We start from the raw sequence: 18,233 nt of genomic DNA on the forward strand, positions 1-18,233 counted from the left end.
GCAGCCGTCCGGAGTGGTCAGTTCCGGTACCCGCGGCTGCGGTCCTTGCCATCGCCGGGGCGTTGGGGCGCGTCCGGCGACCAGGGTTGCTGCGGCGTCATCGATCCAGGTCTCTCGGCCGCTCGGGATGGTCAATGACCACTACACAGCAATGAATCGGCGAGAGCAAACTCTCGTGTGCGCCGCGTAATATTCATTCACAACGTCCACAGGCGCCGGAAATCACTCGTTTATTCGATCGACTCACCCTTCAGGCTGGGAGCGTAGGCTGTTCCCATGGGCCACACGAACGATCCTGCAGTCATTGAACGGCTTATGCGAACCAAGGGACGGTGGGCCATCGTGGGCCTGACCACCAACCAGTGGCGCTCAGCCTATGATGTGTCGCTGTTGATCCGCGACCGGCTGGGCATGGACATCATCCCCGTCAACCTGCCAGGAGATGCGGTCCACGGCGAACCGGGGTACCGCACCCTGGCCGACATTCCGGCGGAAAAGCAGCCCATCGACGTCGTGGATTGCTTCGTGAATTCGCAAAAGGTGGGCAGCGTGGTTGACCAGGCCATTGCCGTGGGCGCCAAAGCCGTGTGGCTGCAGTTGGGCGTCATTGATGAGGCGGCCGCGGAGCGTGCCAAGGCGGCCGGCCTCGACGTGGTGATGAATGCCTGCCCTGCCCAGGTTGCCTGGAAGTACGGGCTTTAGGGCCTAACCCGGGCGCTTCAACAATTCGGGATAGTGCCGTTCGGTCACGTCCGGGTGCGCACGCATGCGCCCCTTGAGCATGTTCAGGCCGAAGGATGCCAGGAGCGGGTTGGCGGGATCGTCCGTGATGCCGCGGGCCGCCGCCTTCAGTTCAGGTGCCAGGGGGACGGGATCGATGACGGCGTCCAGCCGCGGCGACCAGAAGAACGGCACCGAGTAGCGGTCCACGCCCGGCGGCGGGGCCTGGACGCGGTGGATGGTGGCCGCCAGGTAACCCTCGGTGGCCACTTCCAGCATCTCGCCCAGGTTCACCACCAGCGCGCCGGGCAGGGGCTCCACCTGCAGCCATTCGCTGGTGCCGGGCGGCAGGACTTCAAGGCCGCCGACGCCGTCCTGCAGCAGGAGCGTCACGAACCCGTAATCGGCGTGGGACCCGACGCCCTGGTCGCCGGCTTCTTCCACCACGCCGCCCACGTAGTGCACCAGCTTGCCCATCCATGCCGGGGTGTCCCGGAAGGGTTCATCGAAGTAGTCCTCCGGCAACTGGAGCGAAACCGCGATGGCCCGCAGCAGTTCCATCCCTACCTCCGACATGAGGTCAGCCCATTCCATGGCGGCGGGCTTGAGCCCGGGGAACGCTTCGTCCGGCCAGAGGTTGGGCCCCTGCAGCAGCCAGTAGGGCTGGTCCTCCGGGTAGTCGGCCACCGGGCCGCGCTCGGGGGAATAGTCGATCTGCTCCCGCGCGTCCGCCCTGCCCTGGGTCACCTCCGTACCCATACGGGTGTAGCCGCGGAAGTGCGGGGACAGGCGGTTGTCCAGCTTCATCCGCTCCGCAAGGGGAAGGTTGAAGAAGTCCCGCACGAGGTCCAGCAGCTCTTCGGCCTGGCCGGGCCGCCCGCCGTAGCCGGTGATCTGGAAGAAGCCCACGTCATGGGTGGCATGCCGCAGTTGCTCGATGAATTCCGGGCTGAAGGATCCGTACGGCTGCCGTGCGGAACCCAGATCCAGAACAGGAATGGCTCCCTGGTCGCGTGACATCCTCGCAGACTAGCACCGTCCACGCACGCTTTATAGGCTTCCCTCATGGACCCCAACTCGCTGCGGACAATCTGCCTTTCGTTTCCCGGCGCCTACGAGGATTTTCCGTTCGGACCGGAAACGTCGGTCTTCAAGGTCCGGTCCCACATCGCCGGCGGCGCCCGCCACGAGGCGAAGCTGTTTGCCCTGTCATCCATGGACGAGGACGACTTCTACGTGAACCTGAAATGCGACCCCGCCCTTGCCGTGCAGTTGCGGGCAGTCCATCCGGCGATCACCGGCGCGTGGCACATGAACAAGACCCACTGGAACGGTGTCCGCCTCGACGGATCGCTGCCGGACGGGATGATCCGGGACATGGTGGAGGACTCGTACGACCTCGTGGTGGCCGGGCTGAGCCGGAAACAGCAGGAACAACTGGGATGGGCGCGCCTGGGGAACGGAGGCAGCAATGACTGACAAGGCGGCTGCCCGGCTCGAATACCCGGGAGTGGGAAGCACCGAACAGGGCAGCGCCCCCGAGGGGTACGCCCGGGTCCTGGAAGAGGTCCGCCTGGGCGCCGGGCTGGACACTTACCTCCGCGTGTCGGACGGCATCCTCACCTGGGAACTGCAGCGGCGGGCAGGGCTTCGGGTCCGTGCCGACTCACCGCGGGCCGTGCCCGGGGCACACGTGGTGAGCGGATTCGGCGTCGGGCCCTTCCGCCTGCCCGCACCCTGCCAAGTGGTGTGGGTCCATGAACCCGCCCCTGACGGGGTGCCCCAATCCGCCGGCTTCGGTTACGGGACACTTCCCGGCCACCCTGCGCGCGGGGAGGAATCCTTTGAAGTGGAGATCAACGGCCAGGGCGAGGTGTGGCTGCGGATCCGGGCGTTCAGCAGGCCCGCGAACTGGTTCTATGCCGCCGGCGGCGTGGTCACCCGGGCGGCGCAGCGTTACGTTACTTCCCGGTACATTGAAGGGGCACGCAGTCTCGCCGCGGAAGGAAAATCCCAGTGATCTTTATCGTAGTCAAGTTCAAGGTCAAGCCCGAATGGTCCGAACGCTGGCCCGACCTCGTTGCCGATTTCACCGAGGCCACCCGCAAGGAGCCGGGCAACCTGTGGTTCGACTGGTCCCGCAGCCTGGACGACCCCAACGAATACGTCCTGGTGGAGGCCTTCAAGGACGACGCCGCCGGCGACCACGTCAACAGCGACCACTTCAAGAAGGCCATGGCGGACATGCCGCAGGCACTCGTGGAGACGCCGAAGATCATCAGCCGCCAGCTCGACGGCGAAGGCTGGGACCTCATGGGCGAACTCACCATCGGCTAGGAACTTCCATGTGGATCGGCTGGACCGAGTTCGACATCCTCCTCGGCGACGTGCATTCGCTGAAGGAAAAGCGCTCCGTGGTCCGGCCGATCCTGGCTGAACTCAAACGCCGGTTCGACGTCTCGGTGGCCGAGGTCGGGGACCACAGCCAGTACCGGCGCACCCGGCTTGGCGTTGGGCTGGTGGCAGCGGACCGGGCGCACCTGTGGAGGTGCTCGCCGCCGTCGACCGCTTTGTTGCCGGCCGCCCGGAAATCGAGCTGCTCAGCGCCCGCCAGCGCGAGCTCCACAGCGAGGACTAACCCCCCGTCAATTGCTCCGTAACTGCCCTTTTGAAGCGTCAAAAGGGCAGTTACGGAGCAATCGATACGGGGGTGTGGAAAACTTCTGCACAGCCTGCAAGGTTTTGGTCTTATAGACCGATGAAGACACCGCGTCCACTTCCGGATGAGTTTCAGCAGCGTCCGTTCACCACAGCCGAGGCGGTCCGCGCCGGGATGTCACCTAAGCAACTGCGGCACCGGCAGCTCCGTCGCATGGGCAAGGGCATCAGAGCAGGATGTCCGACGGCGGCGCTCCCCTTGGGTGCGCGGGTCCGGCCCTTCATCGAGGTCAACGAGCTGTGTGCAGCCTCGCACGTGACGGCTGCGGAGCTACATTCGCTGCCGCAGCGGCGCCAGGACGAGGCCTTTGACGATTACCACCTCATCCGTCCGGAGGGCGCAGCCCACTTGGACCGGCCCCACGTCATCGTCCACCGCATGAAGCTCTACGAGGACGAGGTGATGATGGTTGACGGGCTTCCGGTGACAACTCCTGCCCGGACCTGGCTCGACATGGCCGAGTTGTTGTCCGTGGATGAAATCGTGGCCATGGGGGATGCCTGCGTCCGCGTGCCCAGGCCGGAGTTTGAGCGCCGGGACCTGCCGCTCTGTTCTGTAGCCGACCTGCAACGAACCATCGATAGGCACAGGGGAAAGCGGGGGCTCCGGAAGGCAAAGGAGGCCCTGGAACTCATCCGGGTCGGGTCGGATTCACCGCAGGAAACGCTGCTCCGGCTCGCCATTGTCCGCGCGGGCCTGCCCGAACCCGAGCTGAACGTTCCGATCATCACCGAGGACGGCGTCAGGCATAACGAACCTGACCTGTCGTACCGCAGATACAGGGTCGGGATCGAGTACGAGGGCGAACACCACGGGGACGAAAGCCAGATCGCCAGGGACATAACCCGCTCAGAACGGTACGCCGCCCTGGGGTGGACGGAGGTCAGAATCTCCAAGCGGCACATGGTCAACGATGCGAAACCGGCCGCCGCCAAAGTGCTTGTTGCCCTGGCGCAGGCTGGCTGGCGAAGGGGTTCTTAGAGGCGTTCTTAAAATCGATTGCTCCGCAACCGCCGTTTTGAGTGCTCAAAAGGGCAGTTACGGAGCAATCGATGAGGGCCAAATCAGCCGAAGTACTTCGGCAAGGTCCCTTCGTGGGCTTCGCGGAGGGCGTCCAAAGACAGGCTCTCCACGCCGTTGATCGCCAGCTCGTCGCTGGCCGCGTCCACCACGCCAATACGGGTGTGCGCAAAGCCGCGGGCGGTGCACATGTCCGTGAAGCGGACCTCCTCGGAGCGCGGGACGCCCACAATGGCGCGGCCCTGGGACTCGGAGAAGAGCGCCGTGAACAGGTCCACGCCGTCCCGGTCCACAACGTCCTGAAGGGCGATCCGGGCACCCACGCCGTAGCGCAGCGAGGACTCCACCAGTGCGGCCGCGAGGCCGCCTTCGGAGAGGTCGTGCGCGGAATCGATCATGCCGTCGCGGGACGCGTTGATCAGGATCTCACCCAGGGCGCGCTCAGCCTCAAGGTCCACCTTGGGCGGCTGGCCGCCTAGGTGGCCGCGCATGTTCGCCCACTCGGAACCGTCCAGCTCGGCACCCGTGGTGCCCAGGAGGTAGATTGCCTGGCCGTCCTCGCGCCAGCCTGACGGCGTGCGGCGCGAGACGTCGTCGAGCTTGCCTAGGACCGCCACCACGGGGGAGGGGTGGATTGGCGTGGTGCCCGTCTGGTTGTACAGCGAGACGTTGCCGCCGGTGACCGGGATGCCCAGCACCATGCAGGCGTCGGACAGGCCGCGGATGGCCTCTGCCAGCTGCCACATGACATCCGGGTCCTCGGGAGAACCAAAGTTCAGGCAGTCGCTGACGGCCATGGGGATGGCGCCCGCGGTGGCAACGTTCCGGTAGGCCTCGGCCAGTGCCAGCTGCGCGCCGTGGTAGGGATCGAGGTAGGTGTAGCGGCCGTTGGCGTCAGTGGCCAGGGCCACACCCAGCCCGGATTCCTCGTCAACGCGGACCACGCCGGCGTCGTCGGGGAACGCCATGGAGGTGTTGCCACCCACGTACCGGTCGTACTGGTTGGTGATCCAGGACTTGGAGCACATGTTCGGCGACGCCACGAGCTCAGTGACAGCGGCGGCCAGTTCCGAGGGAGCGGCCGGGCGGCCTGCATCCTGCACGGAGCCGGTAAAGGTGTCGGCCTGGACGGCGTCCTGCCACTCGGGACGGGCGTAGGGGCGGTCGTAGACCGGGCCGTCGTGCGCCACGGTGCGGGGATCGACGTCGACAATCACGTCGCCTTCCCAGGTGATGATGAGGCGGCCGGTGTCGGTCACCTCGCCCAGCCAGGAGTACTCCACGGCCCACTTGTCCATGACGGCCTCGAACGCTTCCACGTTCTCCGGGGTCACGACGGCCATCATGCGTTCCTGCGACTCGGACATCAGGATTTCGCCCGGGGTCAAAGTGGGGTCGCGCAGCAGGACGGAGGTCAGCTCGACCTGCATGCCGCCGTCGCCATTGGAGGCAAGCTCCGAGGTGGCGCAGGAGATGCCTGCGGCGCCGAGGTCCTGGATGCCTTCGACCAGGGAGCCCTTGAAGAGCTCGAGGCAGCATTCGATGAGGACCTTTTCCGCGAAGGGATCGCCCACCTGGACGGCGGGACGCTTGGACGGCTTGGTGTCGTCGAAGGATTCGGAGGCCAGCACGGAGGCGCCGCCGATGCCGTCGCCGCCGGTGCGGGCACCGAACAGGACCACCTTGTTGCCCTTGCCGGAGGCGTTGGCCAGGCGGATGTCCTCGTGGCGCATAACGCCGACAGCCAGGGCGTTGACCAGCGGGTTGCCCTGGTAGACGGAGTCGAACACCATCTCGCCGCCGATGTTCGGCAGGCCCAGGGAGTTGCCGTAGCCGCCGATGCCGGCAACGGCGCCGTGCATGACGCGTGCGGTGTCCGGGTGGTCGATCGCGCCGAAGCGCAGCGGGTCCATGACAGCAACGGGGCGGGCGCCCATGGAGATGATGTCGCGGACAATGCCGCCGATGCCGGTCGCCGCACCCTGGTACGGCTCAACGAACGACGGCGAGTTGTGCGATTCGATCTTGAAGGTCACGGCCCAGCCGTCCCCCAGGTTCGTCACGCCGGCGTTTTCGCCGATGCCCACCAGCATGTCCTTCTTCATTTCCTCGGTGACCTTCTGGCCGAACTGGCGCAGGTGGTTCTTGGAGGACTTGTAGGAGCAGTGTTCGCTCCACATGACGGAGTACATGGCCAGTTCGGCGCCGGTGGGGCGGCGGCCCAGGACCTTGACGATCTCGTCGAACTCGTTCTGCTTCAGGCCCAGCTCTGCCCAGGGCAGTTCGGTGTCCGGGGTCTTGGCAGCGTTCTCGACGGTGTCGATATTGAACTTCTTGGTGGTTTCGGTGGTCACTTGTCGCCTCCCACAATCTTGTTCAGTACGGAGGTGAAGAAGCCCAGGCCGTCGGTGTCGGACCCGCCGATGCCGTCCAGCGATTCGGGGCCGAAGCCCGGTTCCACGGCGTGCTCGGGGTGCGGCATGAGGCCCACCACGTTGCCGGCGGCGTTGGAGATGCCGGCGATGTCCCGGCGGGAACCGTTCGGGTTGAAGCCCACGTAGCGGAAGACGACGCGGCCCTCGGCCTCAAGGGCGTCCAGGGTTTTCTCGTCAGCGATGTACTGGCCGTCCTGGTTCTTCAGCGGGATGGTGATTTCCTGGCCCGCTTCGTAGTCCAGCGTCCACGCGGTGTTGCTGTTCTCGACGCGCAGCACCTGGTCGCGGCAGAGGAACTTCAGGTGGTCGTTCTTGATCATCGAGCCGGGCAGCAGGTGCGACTCGGTGAGGATCTGGAAGCCGTTGCAGATACCCAGGACGGGCAGCTTGGCATCCGAGTTCGCGGCGTCGATGATCTTGGACATCAGCGGGGCGAAACGGGCAATGGCACCGGCGCGGAGGTAGTCGCCGTAGGAGAAGCCGCCGGGAATCACGACGGCGTCCACGTCACCGAGTTCGGTGTCGCCGTGCCACAGTTCGACGGCGGTGGCGCCGGCGAGGCGCACGGCCCGGGCAGCGTCCCGGTCGTCAAGGGTGCCGGGGAAGGTGACGACGCCGATGCGGGCGCCGGCGAGGCGCGGTTCCGCCGCGACAGCGACAGCTTCGCCGATCAGGGGAAGTTCAGTCATCTCAGGCCTCGACGACCTCGACGTTGACGACGTCCTCGATCACGGGGTTGGAGAGGAGGGTCTCGGCGGCATCGCGGGCCTGGGCCAGGATTTCCTCCGTCACCTCGCCGTCGACCGTCAGTTCGAAGCGCTTGCCCTGGCGGACAGAGCTGAAGCTGGTGAAGCCCAGCCGGGGGAGAGCGCCAACGATTGCCTTCCCCTGGGGGTCCAGAATCTCGGGCTTGGGCATGACGTCAACAACGATCCGGGGCATCCGGCAACTCCTGTGCGTGAGCTTGGGTAAGGGCGCAGCGGAGTGGTGCCGTCTCACGCCGTACCGGTGTGTCGGGGACATGGTGGACGGGCGCTCCGCGAGCTTGCCCTATCATTCTACCGGCACGCGCGCATCCCTCTGAATCCCCATGGGCCGGGTGCCGCAGCCGCACAGAACACGGGAGCCCGGCGGCGTTCGTGGGCCTGGTTCTGGAGTTGACGCAGGGCCTTCACTAGGATTGCTGGATGGCTGAGAATTCGAAGTCCGTGTTGTTGCCGATTGTCGCCGCCGCGGTGTTCGCCGGCCTGGGCCGCATGGTGTTCCAGAAGGTGAAGGCGGACCGCCTGGCACGCGAGACGCGGGTGGCCGGGCCGGTGGATGAGAAGACCAGGCAATGGATCAGTGACGTGGTGCGCACTCCCCGGCAGTAGCCCGGCAGTCTTCCTCCGCTCTTCGCGGGGCGTCCTTCGGGGCGCCTCTTTTGTGTGCCCAAGGTGTTTCCCGCCGTATGACAGGCGAAAAATTTTCAAATGTGCTCTATGTCATATCGCGCTCTCAGTCTGTACCCTGTGAACAGTCTGGTCTCAGCTAATTACAAAACCTGTAATTCCCTCTGCAGTGCCAGTCATTCGGGGCGCCCACCACTCTGGGCGGCACATCGTGAAAGGGTTGCACGTGAAATCAACTGGAAAGAGCCCCTTGCGGGCTGGGGGACTCCGGAAGGCGGCCGCACTGGCCGTCGGGTTGCCCCTGATCCTCAGCTCGCTGGCAGTGGGGCCCGCCTCGGCGGCACCTGACGTCCAGGGCGCCGGAAACGCTTCCTCCAGCACCAAGGACGGGCAGTTCAGGGACGGCAGGTACATCGTGGTACTCGCCGGGCCCGCCGCCGCGTCCTATGAAGGAGGAACTGCCGGGCTGGGCGCAACCAAGCCGCAGCAGGGCAGGAAGCTCGACGCGGGCAGTCCCAACTACAAGGCCTACGACGCCCATCTGCGCAAGCAGCAGCGCGACGTTGCAGCTGCACAGGGAGTCACGCCCGCCAAGCAGTACACCGCGGCCCTGAACGGGTTTACCGCGGAACTGACCGCGGCGCAGGCGGGAGCCCTGGCCAAGGACAAGCGCGTCCTGGTGGTCGCGCCGGACGTCGAGAACAAACCCGACTACACCACCACCGACTTCCTTAAGCTCACCGGTCCTGACGGGGCCTGGGCCAAGCAGTTCGGGGGCGAAGCCAACGCCGGCAAGGGCGTAGTGGTAGGCGTCATCGATTCCGGCTATGCGCCGGACAACCCCTTCCTCCAGGGCGAACCGCTGCAGCCCCTGCAGGGTGAGGCCCAGGTAGGCGTTCCGTACCGCACGGGCGACGGCAAAATTGCGATGCTCAAGGCGGACGGCACCACATTCGAGGGCGAATGCCAGAAAGGCCAGGGAACCGGGGCGTCCTTTGACGGATCACTGTGCAATTCCAAGGTCATCGGGGCCCGCTACTTCGCGGATTCCTTCCTGCAGTACGTAACCCCCGGAAACCGTGCCCCCGAAGAGCAGATCTCCCCCGTGGACGTGGGAAGCCACGGCACCCACACGGCCACCACGGCCGCCGGCAACGCCAATATCGAACAGGTGATCGACGGGGCCAGCTTCGGCAAGAGCTCCGGCGTGGCGCCGGCCGCCAAGGTTTCGGTGTACAAGGTCTGCTGGGAGGACACCAACCCGGACACCGGCGGCTGCTACTCCTCCGCTTCGGTCGAGGCCGTGGACGCAGCCATCAAGGACGGCGTCGACGTCCTGAACTACTCCATCTCCGGAAATAACAACAGCACCACCGATCCCGTGGCGCTGGCATTCCTGAACGCCGCCGCCGCCGGCATCTTCGTCTCGGCCTCGGCAGGAAACTCCGGTCCCACCGCCTCCACGGTCAACCACGCCTCGCCGTGGCTGACCACGGTGGCTGCCGCAACCTTTCCCAGTGACCTGGTGGGCACGGTGAAGGTATCCGACGGATCGCTGTACCGCGGAGCTTCCATCATGAAGTCCGAGCCGGCCGACAAGCCTGTGGTCGTGGCAGCGGCCGCCGCCGCAGCGGGTGCTGCCAACCCGAACCTCTGCGGACCGGGAACCCTGGACGCCGCCAAGGTAGCCGGCAAGGTTGTGGTCTGCGACCGCGGCGTGGTGGACAGGACCGCGAAGAGCCAGGAAGTCCTGGACAAGGGCGGCGTGGGCATGATCCTGGTGAACCTCACCAGCAGCTCCGAGGATGCCGACAACCACGCTGTGCCCACCGTCCACGTCAACGCGCCTAAGAGCCTGGAACTGAAGTCCAAGCTCGCAGCGAATCCGGCACTGACCGTCAGCCTGGTCAAGGGCGACCTGACGGGACTCCCCCCGGCGGCCGCGCCGCAGATCGCGGGCTTCTCATCCCGCGGCCCCACGCTCGCCTCCGGCGGGGACCTGCTCAAGCCGGATATCTCGGCCCCGGGCGTCAACGTCCTGGCCGGCGTGTCCACCATCGGCAACCATGGTGACCAGTTCGGTTTCATGTCCGGCACGTCCATGGCAGCCCCGCACATCGCCGGCTTCGGCGCCCTGGTGCTGGGCAAGCAGCCCAAGTGGACTCCTGCCATGGTGAAGTCCGCCATGATGACCACCGCCTACCCGCTGGTGAATGCCGACGGCACCCCCAACACCGATCCCTTCCAGGGCGGCGCCGGCCACATCGACTCCACCCGCGTCCTTGATCCCGGGCTGGTCTACGACTCAGGCATCCAGGACTGGCTCGGCTTCCTCAACGGGCAGGGCGTGGAAACCGGAGCGCCGCAGGCAGGCACCATCGCTGCCCGCGACCTCAACGTTCCCTCGGTTGCCCTGGGCAGCCTGGTGGGCGAGGTCCAGGTGAAGCGCAAGCTGACCGCACTGGTCCCGGGCATGTACCGTCCCGAAGTGAACATGCCCGGCTTCAGCGTCAACGTCGAGCCCAAGGCATTGAACTTCGCAAAGGCCGGGCAGACCCGTGAAGTGACCCTCACCATCCGGAACGTCAGCGCCTCGGTGGGCAAGTTCAGCACCGGCAGCCTCACTTGGAAGGGGCCCCGGACGGTGAGCTCACCGATCGCCATCCGGCCCGTTGACGCCCAGATCGCCCCGTCGTTCTCCTTCAGCTCGGCAACGGGCACCGGCAGTGGAACCATGAACCTCGTATCCGGCTCGGACAGCCCCATCGCCGTCGGAGTAGAGGGGCTGGCACCCCTGAGCCAGACCGCCATCACCAAGACCCCGGGCGCGTACGCTCCCACGAACGACGCGCACAACGCCCTGCTACAGGTGAAGGTGCCGGCCGGCGCCTCGTTTGCCCGCCTGGGCATCCAGGCGCAGTCGAACGACGTCGACTGGGACATGGTGGTCTACGCACCGAACGGATCCGGGGGCCTCACAGCCACCCAGGTGGCGACGGCATCGGCCAGTGAGTTCCTGGACCTCGAATCACCCCGTCCGGGGACCTACTACGTGGTGGCGAACCTGTACGCCACGCCGGACAACGGGCCTGCCACGGCTTCGGTTCAGGCCGTGTCCTTCGCCGGTGACGCGGGCAACCTGACGGTGAATCCCAACCCCATCGTGGCACCGAACGGAACCGCCACCACGGCCACGCTGAACTGGAACGGACTGGCTGAAGGCTCCTACCTCTCCAGGCTGAGCCTCGGTGGCAACGGCATCAAAACCTGGGTGAACGTGCAGGTGGGAGCGGGCTCCGCCTCTGCCCCGGCCGGCGCTCCCCAGCTTGGCCTGGCACAGGCCGTACCCGGTACCTGACCAGGAAGACATGGGGGGAGGTCCCGGGTGGTCATCAGGCCGCCCGGGACCTTTTTCGTTCCCACTCCCCAGCCCTGGCGGAGGAAGCTAAGTGGCCGTTCCACCCAGCAGGGGACCCATGGCATTCCACCGCGCTATCTCGCAGCCGTCGGTACGCGTGAAGGTCGAGTGGACATCCCGGCCATGGAACGTCCCGGTAACCACGGCAATCTGCGGGCCGCCATACTGCTGCGTACACACCCTGGGCGGCCCCGGCTGGGGGAAGAAGACGTCTTCGCCGAACCGCTCGACGGCGGCCAAGGCGGCGGCGGGCTCCGGCACGGTGGTGCCGGCAGCCGGATGGCCGTCCTTTGCGACCAGCCGGAATACGTGTCCGGGTGCGTCGGGGTGGTCCCGGAGGCTGACAATCAGGTCAATCACCGGTCCACGCCCCCGGCGACGGCCCCGAGCTGCGCTGCCAGCCTGCCGCGCAGGATCCCCGCTTCGGCTGCGAAGGCGCGTTGGTGCTCGACGTACTCCGCCTTGCCGCCCGGCGTCTCGATCGGAATGGCCGGGTAGCCCCAGGCGGCGAGGTCGTACGGGGAAGCCTGCATATCCATGGCCCGGATCCGCCACGACAGTTCAAAACAGTCCATCACCAGCTCACTGGACAGCGCCGGCAGCAGTTTGTAAGCCCACTTGTAGAGGTCCATGTTGGCATGCAGGCAGCCGGGCTGCTCCAAGTGCCGCTGGGTCTCCCTGCTGGGGGAGTGCTCGTTGAGCGGGATGGCGTCCGGAGTATAGAACCGGAAGGCGTCGAAATGGGTGCAGCGGATCCTGTTGTCTTCCACCACCTTGTCCGTACCCGCCGCCCCCAGCCGCAGCTGCAGGTACTCGTGGCGGAGGTCGAACTTGTCCTGCCGGTAGACCATGGCCCACTCATGCAGGCCGAAACAGCCGAATTGGGCCGGCCGGGCCGCCGTGCCTCGGAGGATGATGCCGGCGAAAGCCACCGCCTCGCTCCGGTCGGCCAAAAAGGCATCCCGGTCGAAGGTGGCCGCTGTACTTCCCGCAGGCAGGCCCAGGGAACCAAGCTCGCCGTCGTCGAGCCTCCGGTAATGCTTCCAGCCAAGCCGCTCGGCTGCCTGGGCGCCGGTGAGGACTGCGCCGGCGCCGGGGTGCCAGCGCTTCAGCTGTCCCGGTTTTTGGGTGTAGTAGGTGAAGAGGAAGTCTTCCACGGGGTGCTTCTGCCCGGCCGAACGACGCGCAAGGTAGGGATTGGCGTAGCGGCTGACGCGCTGCAGGTGGGCTTCCTGCCTTGCCCGCGCAGTGTCGGCCGCAATGACTTTAAGAGGCTCCACCGGTTGCGCCCAACACGTCCTTGGCCGCGTCCCACGCGCTGATCTCGCATCCGTTGGTCCGCGCAAATTTCGAATCCACGGCGACGCCGTCCACCATGCCGGTGACGGTGGCTGTTTGGGGGCCGCCGTACTGCTGGGTGCAGGGCCGCGATGTCCCCGCCGGGACCGGGGCCAGGATGCCTGGGTTCGCTTTCAGCGCGGCGCAGGCGGCAGCGGCGTTGGGATGGCTGCTTTCGGCGGCTGGAGCCCCCGCGGAACAAACCAGGGTGTAATCAACCTCCGGGGCGCCCGGTGAGGGAACCACCGTGATGGCGAGCTCGGCATTTCCCTGTCCCGGGCCCTCGGCCGGCCGCGACGTGGCGGGGGCGGGCGCCGGTATCGAGGTGTCTGTATCCGGAGACGGGGCGGCAGAGCCGGCCGGGGAGCTCGCCGACGCCGGGGGGGGCTTTGTCGACGCGGACGTGCCACTGTCGGGAGTGCCGCTGCAGCCCGAGACCAGGCCGGCGGCAACGGCCAGGAATGCTGCGAGGATCCGGAATTTCCGCATCAGGACACCTCCCTTTCGTCCAGTAATTCTAGTCGCTTGGCATGGGGCGGGCAGGCCGTCGTCCGGCCGGGGACAGTCACTGGGAGGTGGCGGCGATCAGCCCCATCATGGATGCATGCAGTTCGGTGACTTGCTCCCGGGTCAACCCCAGCCGTTCCATCATGGTTCCCGGTACCTGGAGGGCTTGCTCCCGCAGGGCGGCGCCTTTGGAAGTCAGCTCAACGGCCAGGGCACGCTCGTTGCCATCCACGCGCCGCCGCGTGATCAATTCCGCCGCTTCGAGCCGGCGCAGGAGCGGCGAGATGGTGGCAGGTTCCTGGGCCAGGGCAGCACTGATGTTCCGGAGCGTGCGCGGGCTGTCCTCCCAGAGGCAGAGCATCACCAGGTACTGCGGATGGGTGAGGTTGAGCTTCTCAAGCACGGGTTTGTAGGCGCCCACAACGCTGCGGGCGGCTACCGTCAGGGCAAAGCAGAGTTGATGTTCAAGCAGCAGGTCTTCGTCGTGTGCCTGTTCCGTTGCTTCTGAGTCCGTTTTCGGCGTTGCAGTCATTGGCCCTCCGATTGTTAGTGCACTAATCATTAGTGTACATTTGTTGTAGCCGACAGTGAGTGGAAGGAACCTCTTCATGGGCAAGGACAGGTCCGCGGACAAGGGCAACGCCTCCCAGCGCTTCATGCGCGCTACCGGAAAATTGCGGGCTGTTTTCGGGCCTGCCAACCGCAGCGCACTGGCGCATGACATGACTGAAGAGAACCGCCGCCTGCTGGCCCAGCGCCAGGCGGAAACCCAGCAGTGGGAGACCATCACCAGGCCGGACGGCAGCACCTACGTGGTGCCGAAGAACCCCGAGGACCGCTCCCTCCGGTAACAATTCCCCGGTAGCAATTCCGCCACCCCTGCGCCGGAGCCTTTTTGCTGCCCCGGGCATAAAATGGGGGCACTGGCTCCCGACGGAGCCCGGCGGCACTTTCGCCCGATTTTCGGGAAGGGGGTGGAAAACAGTGGCACATGTCCTCAGCACGTTCATGGGCCTGACCGAGCGGCTCCGCTTCTTCTTCGGTCCTGCCACCCGCCTGGATGCCGACACGCCCGTGGTGCACAAACACGACGAATTTGAGCAGGCCTCCGAAGAGGACCTCTCGCATTTCGTGGTGGAGACCGATTCGACCGGCCACCACTACGCAGTGCGCCGCGAAGACCTGGAACGCGAAACCTGATTCTTTCCGGACGCTCCCGGGCATGCAAAAGCCGGGCTGTCCTTCTCCTTTCAAGGGGAGGAACAGCCCGGCTTTGTGTTGGCGCTTTAGCGGCCCGTGCCGCCGTACACTGTCGCTTCGCTTTCGGTGTCGAGCCCGAACGCTTTGTGGATGACGCGCACGGCCTCGTCCAGCAGGTCCGCGTGGGTCACAACGGAGATCCGGATTTCGGACGTGGAGATCATATTGATGTTGATGCCGGCGTCGGACAGGGCCTTGAAGAAGGTGGCGGAGACTCCCGGGTGGGAGCGCATGCCGGCACCGATCAGGGACAGCTTGCCGATCTTTTCGTTGTATTCGATGGCCTCGAAGCCGATCTGGTCCTGGGCTGCGTGGAGTGCTGCAAGGGCGTCGGCGCCCTCAATGATGGGCAGGGTGAAGGAAATATCCGTCTTGCCGGTGCCGTGGGTGGACACGTTCTGGACGATCATGTCGATGTTCGAGTGGGCGTCGGCGATGACCTGGAAGATCGCGGCGGCCTTGCCGGGAATGTCGGGGACGCCGACCACGGTGACCTTCGCTTCGGAACGGTCGTGCGCAACGCCGGAGATGATTGGCTGCTCCAAGGCAACTCCCTCTTGAGTGGTGATCTTGTCGTCGGCGCTGGGGATGACCCAGGTGCCTTCATGCTGGCTGAATGAGGAACGGACGTGCAGCGGCACACCGAACCGGCGGGCGTACTCGACGCAGCGCAGGTGCAGGATCTTGGCGCCCGAGGCAGCAAGTTCCAGCATCTCTTCGCTGGAGATGGTGTCGATCTTCTGGGCTGACGGGACAACCCGCGGATCGGCGGTGAAGATGCCGTCCACATCCGTGTAGATCTCGCAGACGTCCGCCTCCAGTGCCGCCGCCAGCGCAACTGCGGTGGTGTCCGAACCGCCACGGCCAAGGGTGGTGATCTCGTGGGTGGCACGGCTCATGCCCTGGAAACCGGCAACGATGGCGATGTTGCCCTTGTCCAGGGCGGTGCGGATGCGGTGCGGGTCGACGTCGATGATCCGGGCCTTGCCGTGGATTCCGTCGGTGATCATGCCTGCCTGCGACCCGGTGAAGGACTGGGCCGAGGCGCCAAGCTTGTTGATGGCCATGGCCAGCAGTGCCATGGAGATGCGTTCACCGGCGGACAGGAGCATGTCCATTTCGCGGGCGGGAGCCGAATCGGTGACCTCCGCGGCGAGGTCCAGGAGTTCGTCCGTGGTGTCGCCCATCGCCGAAACGACCACCACCACTTCGTTGCCGGCCTGCTGGGCGGCGACCACCCGCGCGGCCACGCGCTTGACTCCGGCAGCGTCCGCAACGGAAGAGCCGCCGAATTTCTGCACAATGAGCTGCTTGGTCAACGCGCCGGCAGCGGGCGCCGCCTGCGGCTGTGTTGCGTTGTGCACTTCGGTGGTGGGCGTACTCATGCGCGTACCTTCATTGGGTCAATTGGAGTCTGGAGGCCAGGCGGCCCGGCGCCGGGTGGGCGCGGCAATCCTTGGGACAGTTTATCGCCGTGCCCGGAGGGACGTTGAATTGTGACCACATTCCGGCCACGGTGGACGTTTGCCGGACACAGCGGAACTCTGCGCGCCGGCGGCCGGAGACAGAGCGAAGCCTGGCGAAGCCTGCATGTTGCGGCTCTGGACACGCCGGCCACGCTGTCCGACGATAAGACTATTCCCAACCAGATGGCGGCAGGCCGGACACCGCCGGAGGAGGACCCATCCGGGGAAAGGCACTGCGCACGTGGCTGACGAATGGCACTTACCTGATCCGCAACTGTCCAGGCCTTACTTTGAACCCATCGGGGGACCAGCCAGTTTGGAGCCAGCGGACGCTGACGAGGCTGGAACACAGGCTTATCCGGTGTTCAGGCCGGCGCTCCGGGCAGCAGCACTTGACTGGTGGTTGGCGGTGCGCACGCTCCATTTCTGGTCGGTTACCCTGGGTGCTGCCATCGCCATCTGGCTTGTGGCCGGAATGGTTCTGTTGCTGTCGGCAGGTGCGGACGAGCCCGCCGACTGGATGCCGGCGTCAGCCTACCTTGTGGTTGCATTACTGCTCCCGCCCGCATCAGCATTCGTCGCAATGCACTGGGGTGCGGCTCGGTGGCACCCGGGCCCGCGGCGGGAACCGTCCGCGGGCCTGGTGACCCGGATCATCCTCGCTGCGATCATGCGCAGTATGGTCTTCGTATTGCTCGTCCTTACCGTACTGTTGGTGCAGGCAGCGCTCGCCCGGCAGCCCGGTGGACTGGCAGCAGTCTCCGCCGTTGTTGCGGGACTGGAGGCCGTAATCTTCAGCGGCATGGGGGCCGCGCTGGCGTCCCTGGTCCGGAACCAGGCCTGGGCTGTGGCTGCGGGGTGGTTCGTGGCAGTCTTCCTGCTGGCCGGCGGCATCGGGACGTGCGCCCTGCTGGTTCCCGCTGTCCGGTCGGAGGAACCGGTAACCGTGGCGATGAACGTGCAACGTGGCCAGAACGGGGTGGTCCTGGCGTATGAATGCTCCAGCGTTCCGGCTGGAACGGCGGAGGTTTACCGCACCGACCGCATCATGTGGCTGGCCGCCCCAAGCCCCATCGTGGTGTCCGTCATGCTGGCCGCGGAGCAGGACGCCGGCAACGAGCTCCTTGGCTGGCTTTCGGCCCGGCTGCAGGAAGCGGCCGACGGGACCCAGGTAGCCTGCGTGCACGGCGAGCCCCTGGACAGGGACGCGGCCCGCGTGCCATTGGGTGCTGCCGGCCTGTTGATGCAGGGCGGCCTTGCCGGACTGCTTGTCCTTGGGGCGCAGATGGTGTCTTGGCGGCGCCGGATTCCGGCGGGACCAGCCGGAAACGCGTGATCGGGCGGCTGCCCTAGCCCAGGGCGTTCCGGCGGCCTTCGAAGGCGCGGCCAAGGGTGACCTCGTCGGCGTACTCCAGGTCACCGCCCACGGGAAGGCCGGACGCCAGGCGGGTGACTGCGATACCGATCGTCTTCAGCATGCGGGCCAGGTACGTCGCCGTTGCCTCACCCTCCAGGTTGGGGTCGGTGGCGATGATCACTTCCTGGATTTCGCCGTCGTTCAGCCGGGTGAGCAGTTCACGGATCCGCAGTTGTTCCGGCCCTACCCCGGCGATGGGATTAATGGCCCCGCCCAGCACGTGGTACCGGCCGCGGAACGAACGGGTGCGTTCTACTGCCAGGACGTCCTTTGACTCCTCCACGACGCAGATGACCGCAGGGTCGCGGCGCGGGTCCCGGCAGATGTTGCACAGCTCCTGTTCCGTGACGTTGCCGCAGACGGTGCAGAACTTCACGCGTTCCTTGACAGTGGTGATTGCCTCGACCAGCCGCTTCATGTCCTGGGGATCGGCTTCAAGGATGTGGAAAGCCAGCCGCTGTGCGGACTTGGGGCCTACGCCCGGAAGGCGTCCGAGCTCATCGATCAGCTCCTGGACGGCACCTTCGTACACTTTTTCCTCT

At 66.0% G+C, this 18,233-nt stretch carries 20 protein-coding genes and 1 pseudogene; 11 read left to right on the top strand and 10 right to left on the bottom strand.

Translation table 11 applies throughout. The features are described 5' to 3' along the window. Nucleotides 1-276: 276 nt before the first annotated feature. Nucleotides 277-702: a CoA-binding protein gene (locus ACFVTD_RS12400; RefSeq protein WP_387563078.1), complete on the top strand. Its 426-nt coding sequence runs from the start codon at nucleotides 277-279 to the stop codon at nucleotides 700-702. 3 nt (nucleotides 703-705) lie between these two features. On the opposite strand, the gene ACFVTD_RS12405 is transcribed toward ACFVTD_RS12400, so the two are convergent. Continuing rightward, nucleotides 706-1,740, bottom strand: coding sequence for an isopenicillin N synthase family dioxygenase (locus ACFVTD_RS12405; RefSeq protein ID WP_387563081.1), 1,035 nt, complete (start codon nucleotides 1,738-1,740; stop codon nucleotides 706-708). Nucleotides 1,741-1,785: 45 nt separating this feature from the next. Here ACFVTD_RS12405 and ACFVTD_RS12410 point away from each other — a divergent pair, with 45 nt between their 5' ends. The 5 genes and pseudogenes from ACFVTD_RS12410 to ACFVTD_RS12430 all read left to right on the top strand — a co-directional run bounded on the left by ACFVTD_RS12410 (nucleotide 1,786) and on the right by ACFVTD_RS12430 (nucleotide 4,420). After that, entirely contained in the window at nucleotides 1,786-2,199 is a 414-nt protein-coding gene (locus tag ACFVTD_RS12410) for an MmcQ/YjbR family DNA-binding protein (protein WP_387563084.1), read from the top strand. After that, a complete protein-coding gene (locus ACFVTD_RS12415) occupies nucleotides 2,192-2,740 on the top strand; it encodes a DUF1990 family protein (RefSeq protein WP_387563087.1) in 549 nt (182 codons plus the stop codon). The genes ACFVTD_RS12410 and ACFVTD_RS12415 overlap by 8 nt, the downstream gene beginning before the upstream one ends. Beyond that, complete coding sequence (locus ACFVTD_RS12420) at nucleotides 2,737-3,057, top strand: putative quinol monooxygenase (RefSeq protein ID WP_387563090.1); 321 nt, start codon at nucleotides 2,737-2,739, stop codon at nucleotides 3,055-3,057. The genes ACFVTD_RS12415 and ACFVTD_RS12420 overlap by 4 nt, the downstream gene beginning before the upstream one ends. Before the next feature lie 8 nt (nucleotides 3,058-3,065). Next, nucleotides 3,066-3,358 (top strand): annotated as a pseudogene (locus ACFVTD_RS12425) (DUF503 domain-containing protein). A 195-nt stretch (nucleotides 3,359-3,553) separates the two neighbouring features. Further along, the gene (locus tag ACFVTD_RS12430) at nucleotides 3,554-4,420 is read left to right on the top strand and encodes a hypothetical protein (protein ID WP_387563093.1); all 867 of its coding nucleotides are present in this window, start codon (nucleotides 3,554-3,556) and stop codon (nucleotides 4,418-4,420) included. Nucleotides 4,421-4,503: 83 nt separating this feature from the next. Here ACFVTD_RS12430 and purL read toward each other — a convergent pair whose 3' ends face one another. The 3 genes from purL to purS are packed head-to-tail and all read right to left on the bottom strand — an operon-like array spanning nucleotide 4,504 to nucleotide 7,836. Further along, a complete protein-coding gene (purL, locus tag ACFVTD_RS12435) occupies nucleotides 4,504-6,813 on the bottom strand; it encodes a phosphoribosylformylglycinamidine synthase subunit PurL (RefSeq protein ID WP_387563096.1) in 2,310 nt (769 codons plus the stop codon). After that, nucleotides 6,810-7,583: a phosphoribosylformylglycinamidine synthase subunit PurQ gene (purQ, locus tag ACFVTD_RS12440; protein ID WP_286401540.1), complete on the bottom strand. Its 774-nt coding sequence runs from the start codon at nucleotides 7,581-7,583 to the stop codon at nucleotides 6,810-6,812. Before purQ ends, purL begins: the two co-directional genes overlap by 4 nt. Nucleotide 7,584: 1 nt before the next feature. After that, the gene (purS, locus tag ACFVTD_RS12445) at nucleotides 7,585-7,836 is read right to left on the bottom strand and encodes a phosphoribosylformylglycinamidine synthase subunit PurS (protein ID WP_015935902.1); all 252 of its coding nucleotides are present in this window, start codon (nucleotides 7,834-7,836) and stop codon (nucleotides 7,585-7,587) included. A 245-nt stretch (nucleotides 7,837-8,081) separates the two neighbouring features. Here purS and ACFVTD_RS12450 point away from each other — a divergent pair, with 245 nt between their 5' ends. Together ACFVTD_RS12450 and ACFVTD_RS12455 are read left to right on the top strand one after the other, a co-directional pair. Then, a complete protein-coding gene (locus tag ACFVTD_RS12450) occupies nucleotides 8,082-8,267 on the top strand; it encodes a hypothetical protein (protein WP_387563100.1) in 186 nt (61 codons plus the stop codon). A 244-nt stretch (nucleotides 8,268-8,511) separates the two neighbouring features. Beyond that, complete coding sequence (locus ACFVTD_RS12455; protein WP_387563103.1) at nucleotides 8,512-11,643, top strand: S8 family serine peptidase; 3,132 nt, start codon at nucleotides 8,512-8,514, stop codon at nucleotides 11,641-11,643. Between the two features lie 87 nt (nucleotides 11,644-11,730). Here the strand turns inward: ACFVTD_RS12455 and ACFVTD_RS12460 are convergent, their stop codons facing one another. From ACFVTD_RS12460 to ACFVTD_RS12475, 4 genes are all read right to left on the bottom strand, one after another. Continuing rightward, on the bottom strand, nucleotides 11,731-12,063 hold the full coding sequence (locus tag ACFVTD_RS12460) for a serine protease inhibitor (RefSeq protein WP_387563106.1): 333 nt from the start codon (nucleotides 12,061-12,063) through the stop codon (nucleotides 11,731-11,733). Further along, nucleotides 12,060-12,983, bottom strand: coding sequence for a 3-methyladenine DNA glycosylase (locus tag ACFVTD_RS12465; protein WP_387563109.1), 924 nt, complete (start codon nucleotides 12,981-12,983; stop codon nucleotides 12,060-12,062). Before ACFVTD_RS12465 ends, ACFVTD_RS12460 begins: the two co-directional genes overlap by 4 nt. Next, on the bottom strand, nucleotides 12,970-13,530 hold the full coding sequence (locus ACFVTD_RS12470) for an SSI family serine proteinase inhibitor (protein WP_387563112.1): 561 nt from the start codon (nucleotides 13,528-13,530) through the stop codon (nucleotides 12,970-12,972). Before ACFVTD_RS12470 ends, ACFVTD_RS12465 begins: the two co-directional genes overlap by 14 nt. Nucleotides 13,531-13,606: 76 nt before the next feature. Further along, nucleotides 13,607-14,080, bottom strand: coding sequence for a MarR family winged helix-turn-helix transcriptional regulator (locus ACFVTD_RS12475; protein ID WP_387563115.1), 474 nt, complete (start codon nucleotides 14,078-14,080; stop codon nucleotides 13,607-13,609). Nucleotides 14,081-14,156: 76 nt separating this feature from the next. Here ACFVTD_RS12475 and ACFVTD_RS12480 point away from each other — a divergent pair, with 76 nt between their 5' ends. Then, entirely contained in the window at nucleotides 14,157-14,399 is a 243-nt protein-coding gene (locus ACFVTD_RS12480; RefSeq protein ID WP_387563118.1) for a hypothetical protein, read from the top strand. Nucleotides 14,400-14,532: 133 nt separating this feature from the next. Beyond that, nucleotides 14,533-14,748, top strand: coding sequence for a hypothetical protein (locus ACFVTD_RS12485; RefSeq protein WP_387563121.1), 216 nt, complete (start codon nucleotides 14,533-14,535; stop codon nucleotides 14,746-14,748). A gap of 86 nt (nucleotides 14,749-14,834) precedes the next feature. Here the strand turns inward: ACFVTD_RS12485 and ACFVTD_RS12490 are convergent, their stop codons facing one another. Further along, nucleotides 14,835-16,193, bottom strand: coding sequence for an aspartate kinase (locus tag ACFVTD_RS12490; RefSeq protein WP_387563124.1), 1,359 nt, complete (start codon nucleotides 16,191-16,193; stop codon nucleotides 14,835-14,837). Nucleotides 16,194-16,683: 490 nt separating this feature from the next. On the opposite strand from ACFVTD_RS12490, the gene ACFVTD_RS12495 reads away from it, so the two are divergent. After that, a complete protein-coding gene (locus tag ACFVTD_RS12495; protein WP_387563127.1) occupies nucleotides 16,684-17,610 on the top strand; it encodes a hypothetical protein in 927 nt (308 codons plus the stop codon). A 13-nt stretch (nucleotides 17,611-17,623) separates the two neighbouring features. On the opposite strand, the gene recR is transcribed toward ACFVTD_RS12495, so the two are convergent. Continuing rightward, complete coding sequence (recR, locus tag ACFVTD_RS12500; RefSeq protein ID WP_141158226.1) at nucleotides 17,624-18,223, bottom strand: recombination mediator RecR; 600 nt, start codon at nucleotides 18,221-18,223, stop codon at nucleotides 17,624-17,626. Between the last annotated feature and the right edge of the window lie 10 nt (nucleotides 18,224-18,233).

Source organism: Pseudarthrobacter sp. NPDC058119, assembly GCF_042884655.1.
Lineage (GTDB): Bacteria > Actinomycetota > Actinomycetes > Actinomycetales > Micrococcaceae > Arthrobacter.

Bases quoted from the DNA above. Each gene is read 5' to 3' on its own strand.
- ACFVTD_RS12400 (WP_387563078.1), top strand. From the start codon at position 277: ATGGGCCACACGAACGATCCTGCAGTCATTGAACGGCTTATGCGAACC.
- ACFVTD_RS12405 (WP_387563081.1), bottom strand. From the start codon at position 1,740: ATGTCACGCGACCAGGGAGCCATTCCTGTTCTGGATCTGGGTTCCGCA.
- ACFVTD_RS12410 (WP_387563084.1), top strand. From the start codon at position 1,786: ATGGACCCCAACTCGCTGCGGACAATCTGCCTTTCGTTTCCCGGCGCC.
- ACFVTD_RS12415 (WP_387563087.1), top strand. From the start codon at position 2,192: ATGACTGACAAGGCGGCTGCCCGGCTCGAATACCCGGGAGTGGGAAGC.
- ACFVTD_RS12430 (WP_387563093.1), top strand. From the start codon at position 3,554: ATGTCACCTAAGCAACTGCGGCACCGGCAGCTCCGTCGCATGGGCAAG.
- purQ (WP_286401540.1), bottom strand. From the start codon at position 7,583: ATGACTGAACTTCCCCTGATCGGCGAAGCTGTCGCTGTCGCGGCGGAA.
- purS (WP_015935902.1), bottom strand. From the start codon at position 7,836: ATGCCCCGGATCGTTGTTGACGTCATGCCCAAGCCCGAGATTCTGGAC.
- ACFVTD_RS12450 (WP_387563100.1), top strand. From the start codon at position 8,082: ATGGCTGAGAATTCGAAGTCCGTGTTGTTGCCGATTGTCGCCGCCGCG.
- ACFVTD_RS12470 (WP_387563112.1), bottom strand. From the start codon at position 13,530: ATGCGGAAATTCCGGATCCTCGCAGCATTCCTGGCCGTTGCCGCCGGC.
- ACFVTD_RS12475 (WP_387563115.1), bottom strand. From the start codon at position 14,080: ATGACTGCAACGCCGAAAACGGACTCAGAAGCAACGGAACAGGCACAC.
- ACFVTD_RS12480 (WP_387563118.1), top strand. From the start codon at position 14,157: ATGGGCAAGGACAGGTCCGCGGACAAGGGCAACGCCTCCCAGCGCTTC.
- ACFVTD_RS12490 (WP_387563124.1), bottom strand. From the start codon at position 16,193: ATGAGTACGCCCACCACCGAAGTGCACAACGCAACACAGCCGCAGGCG.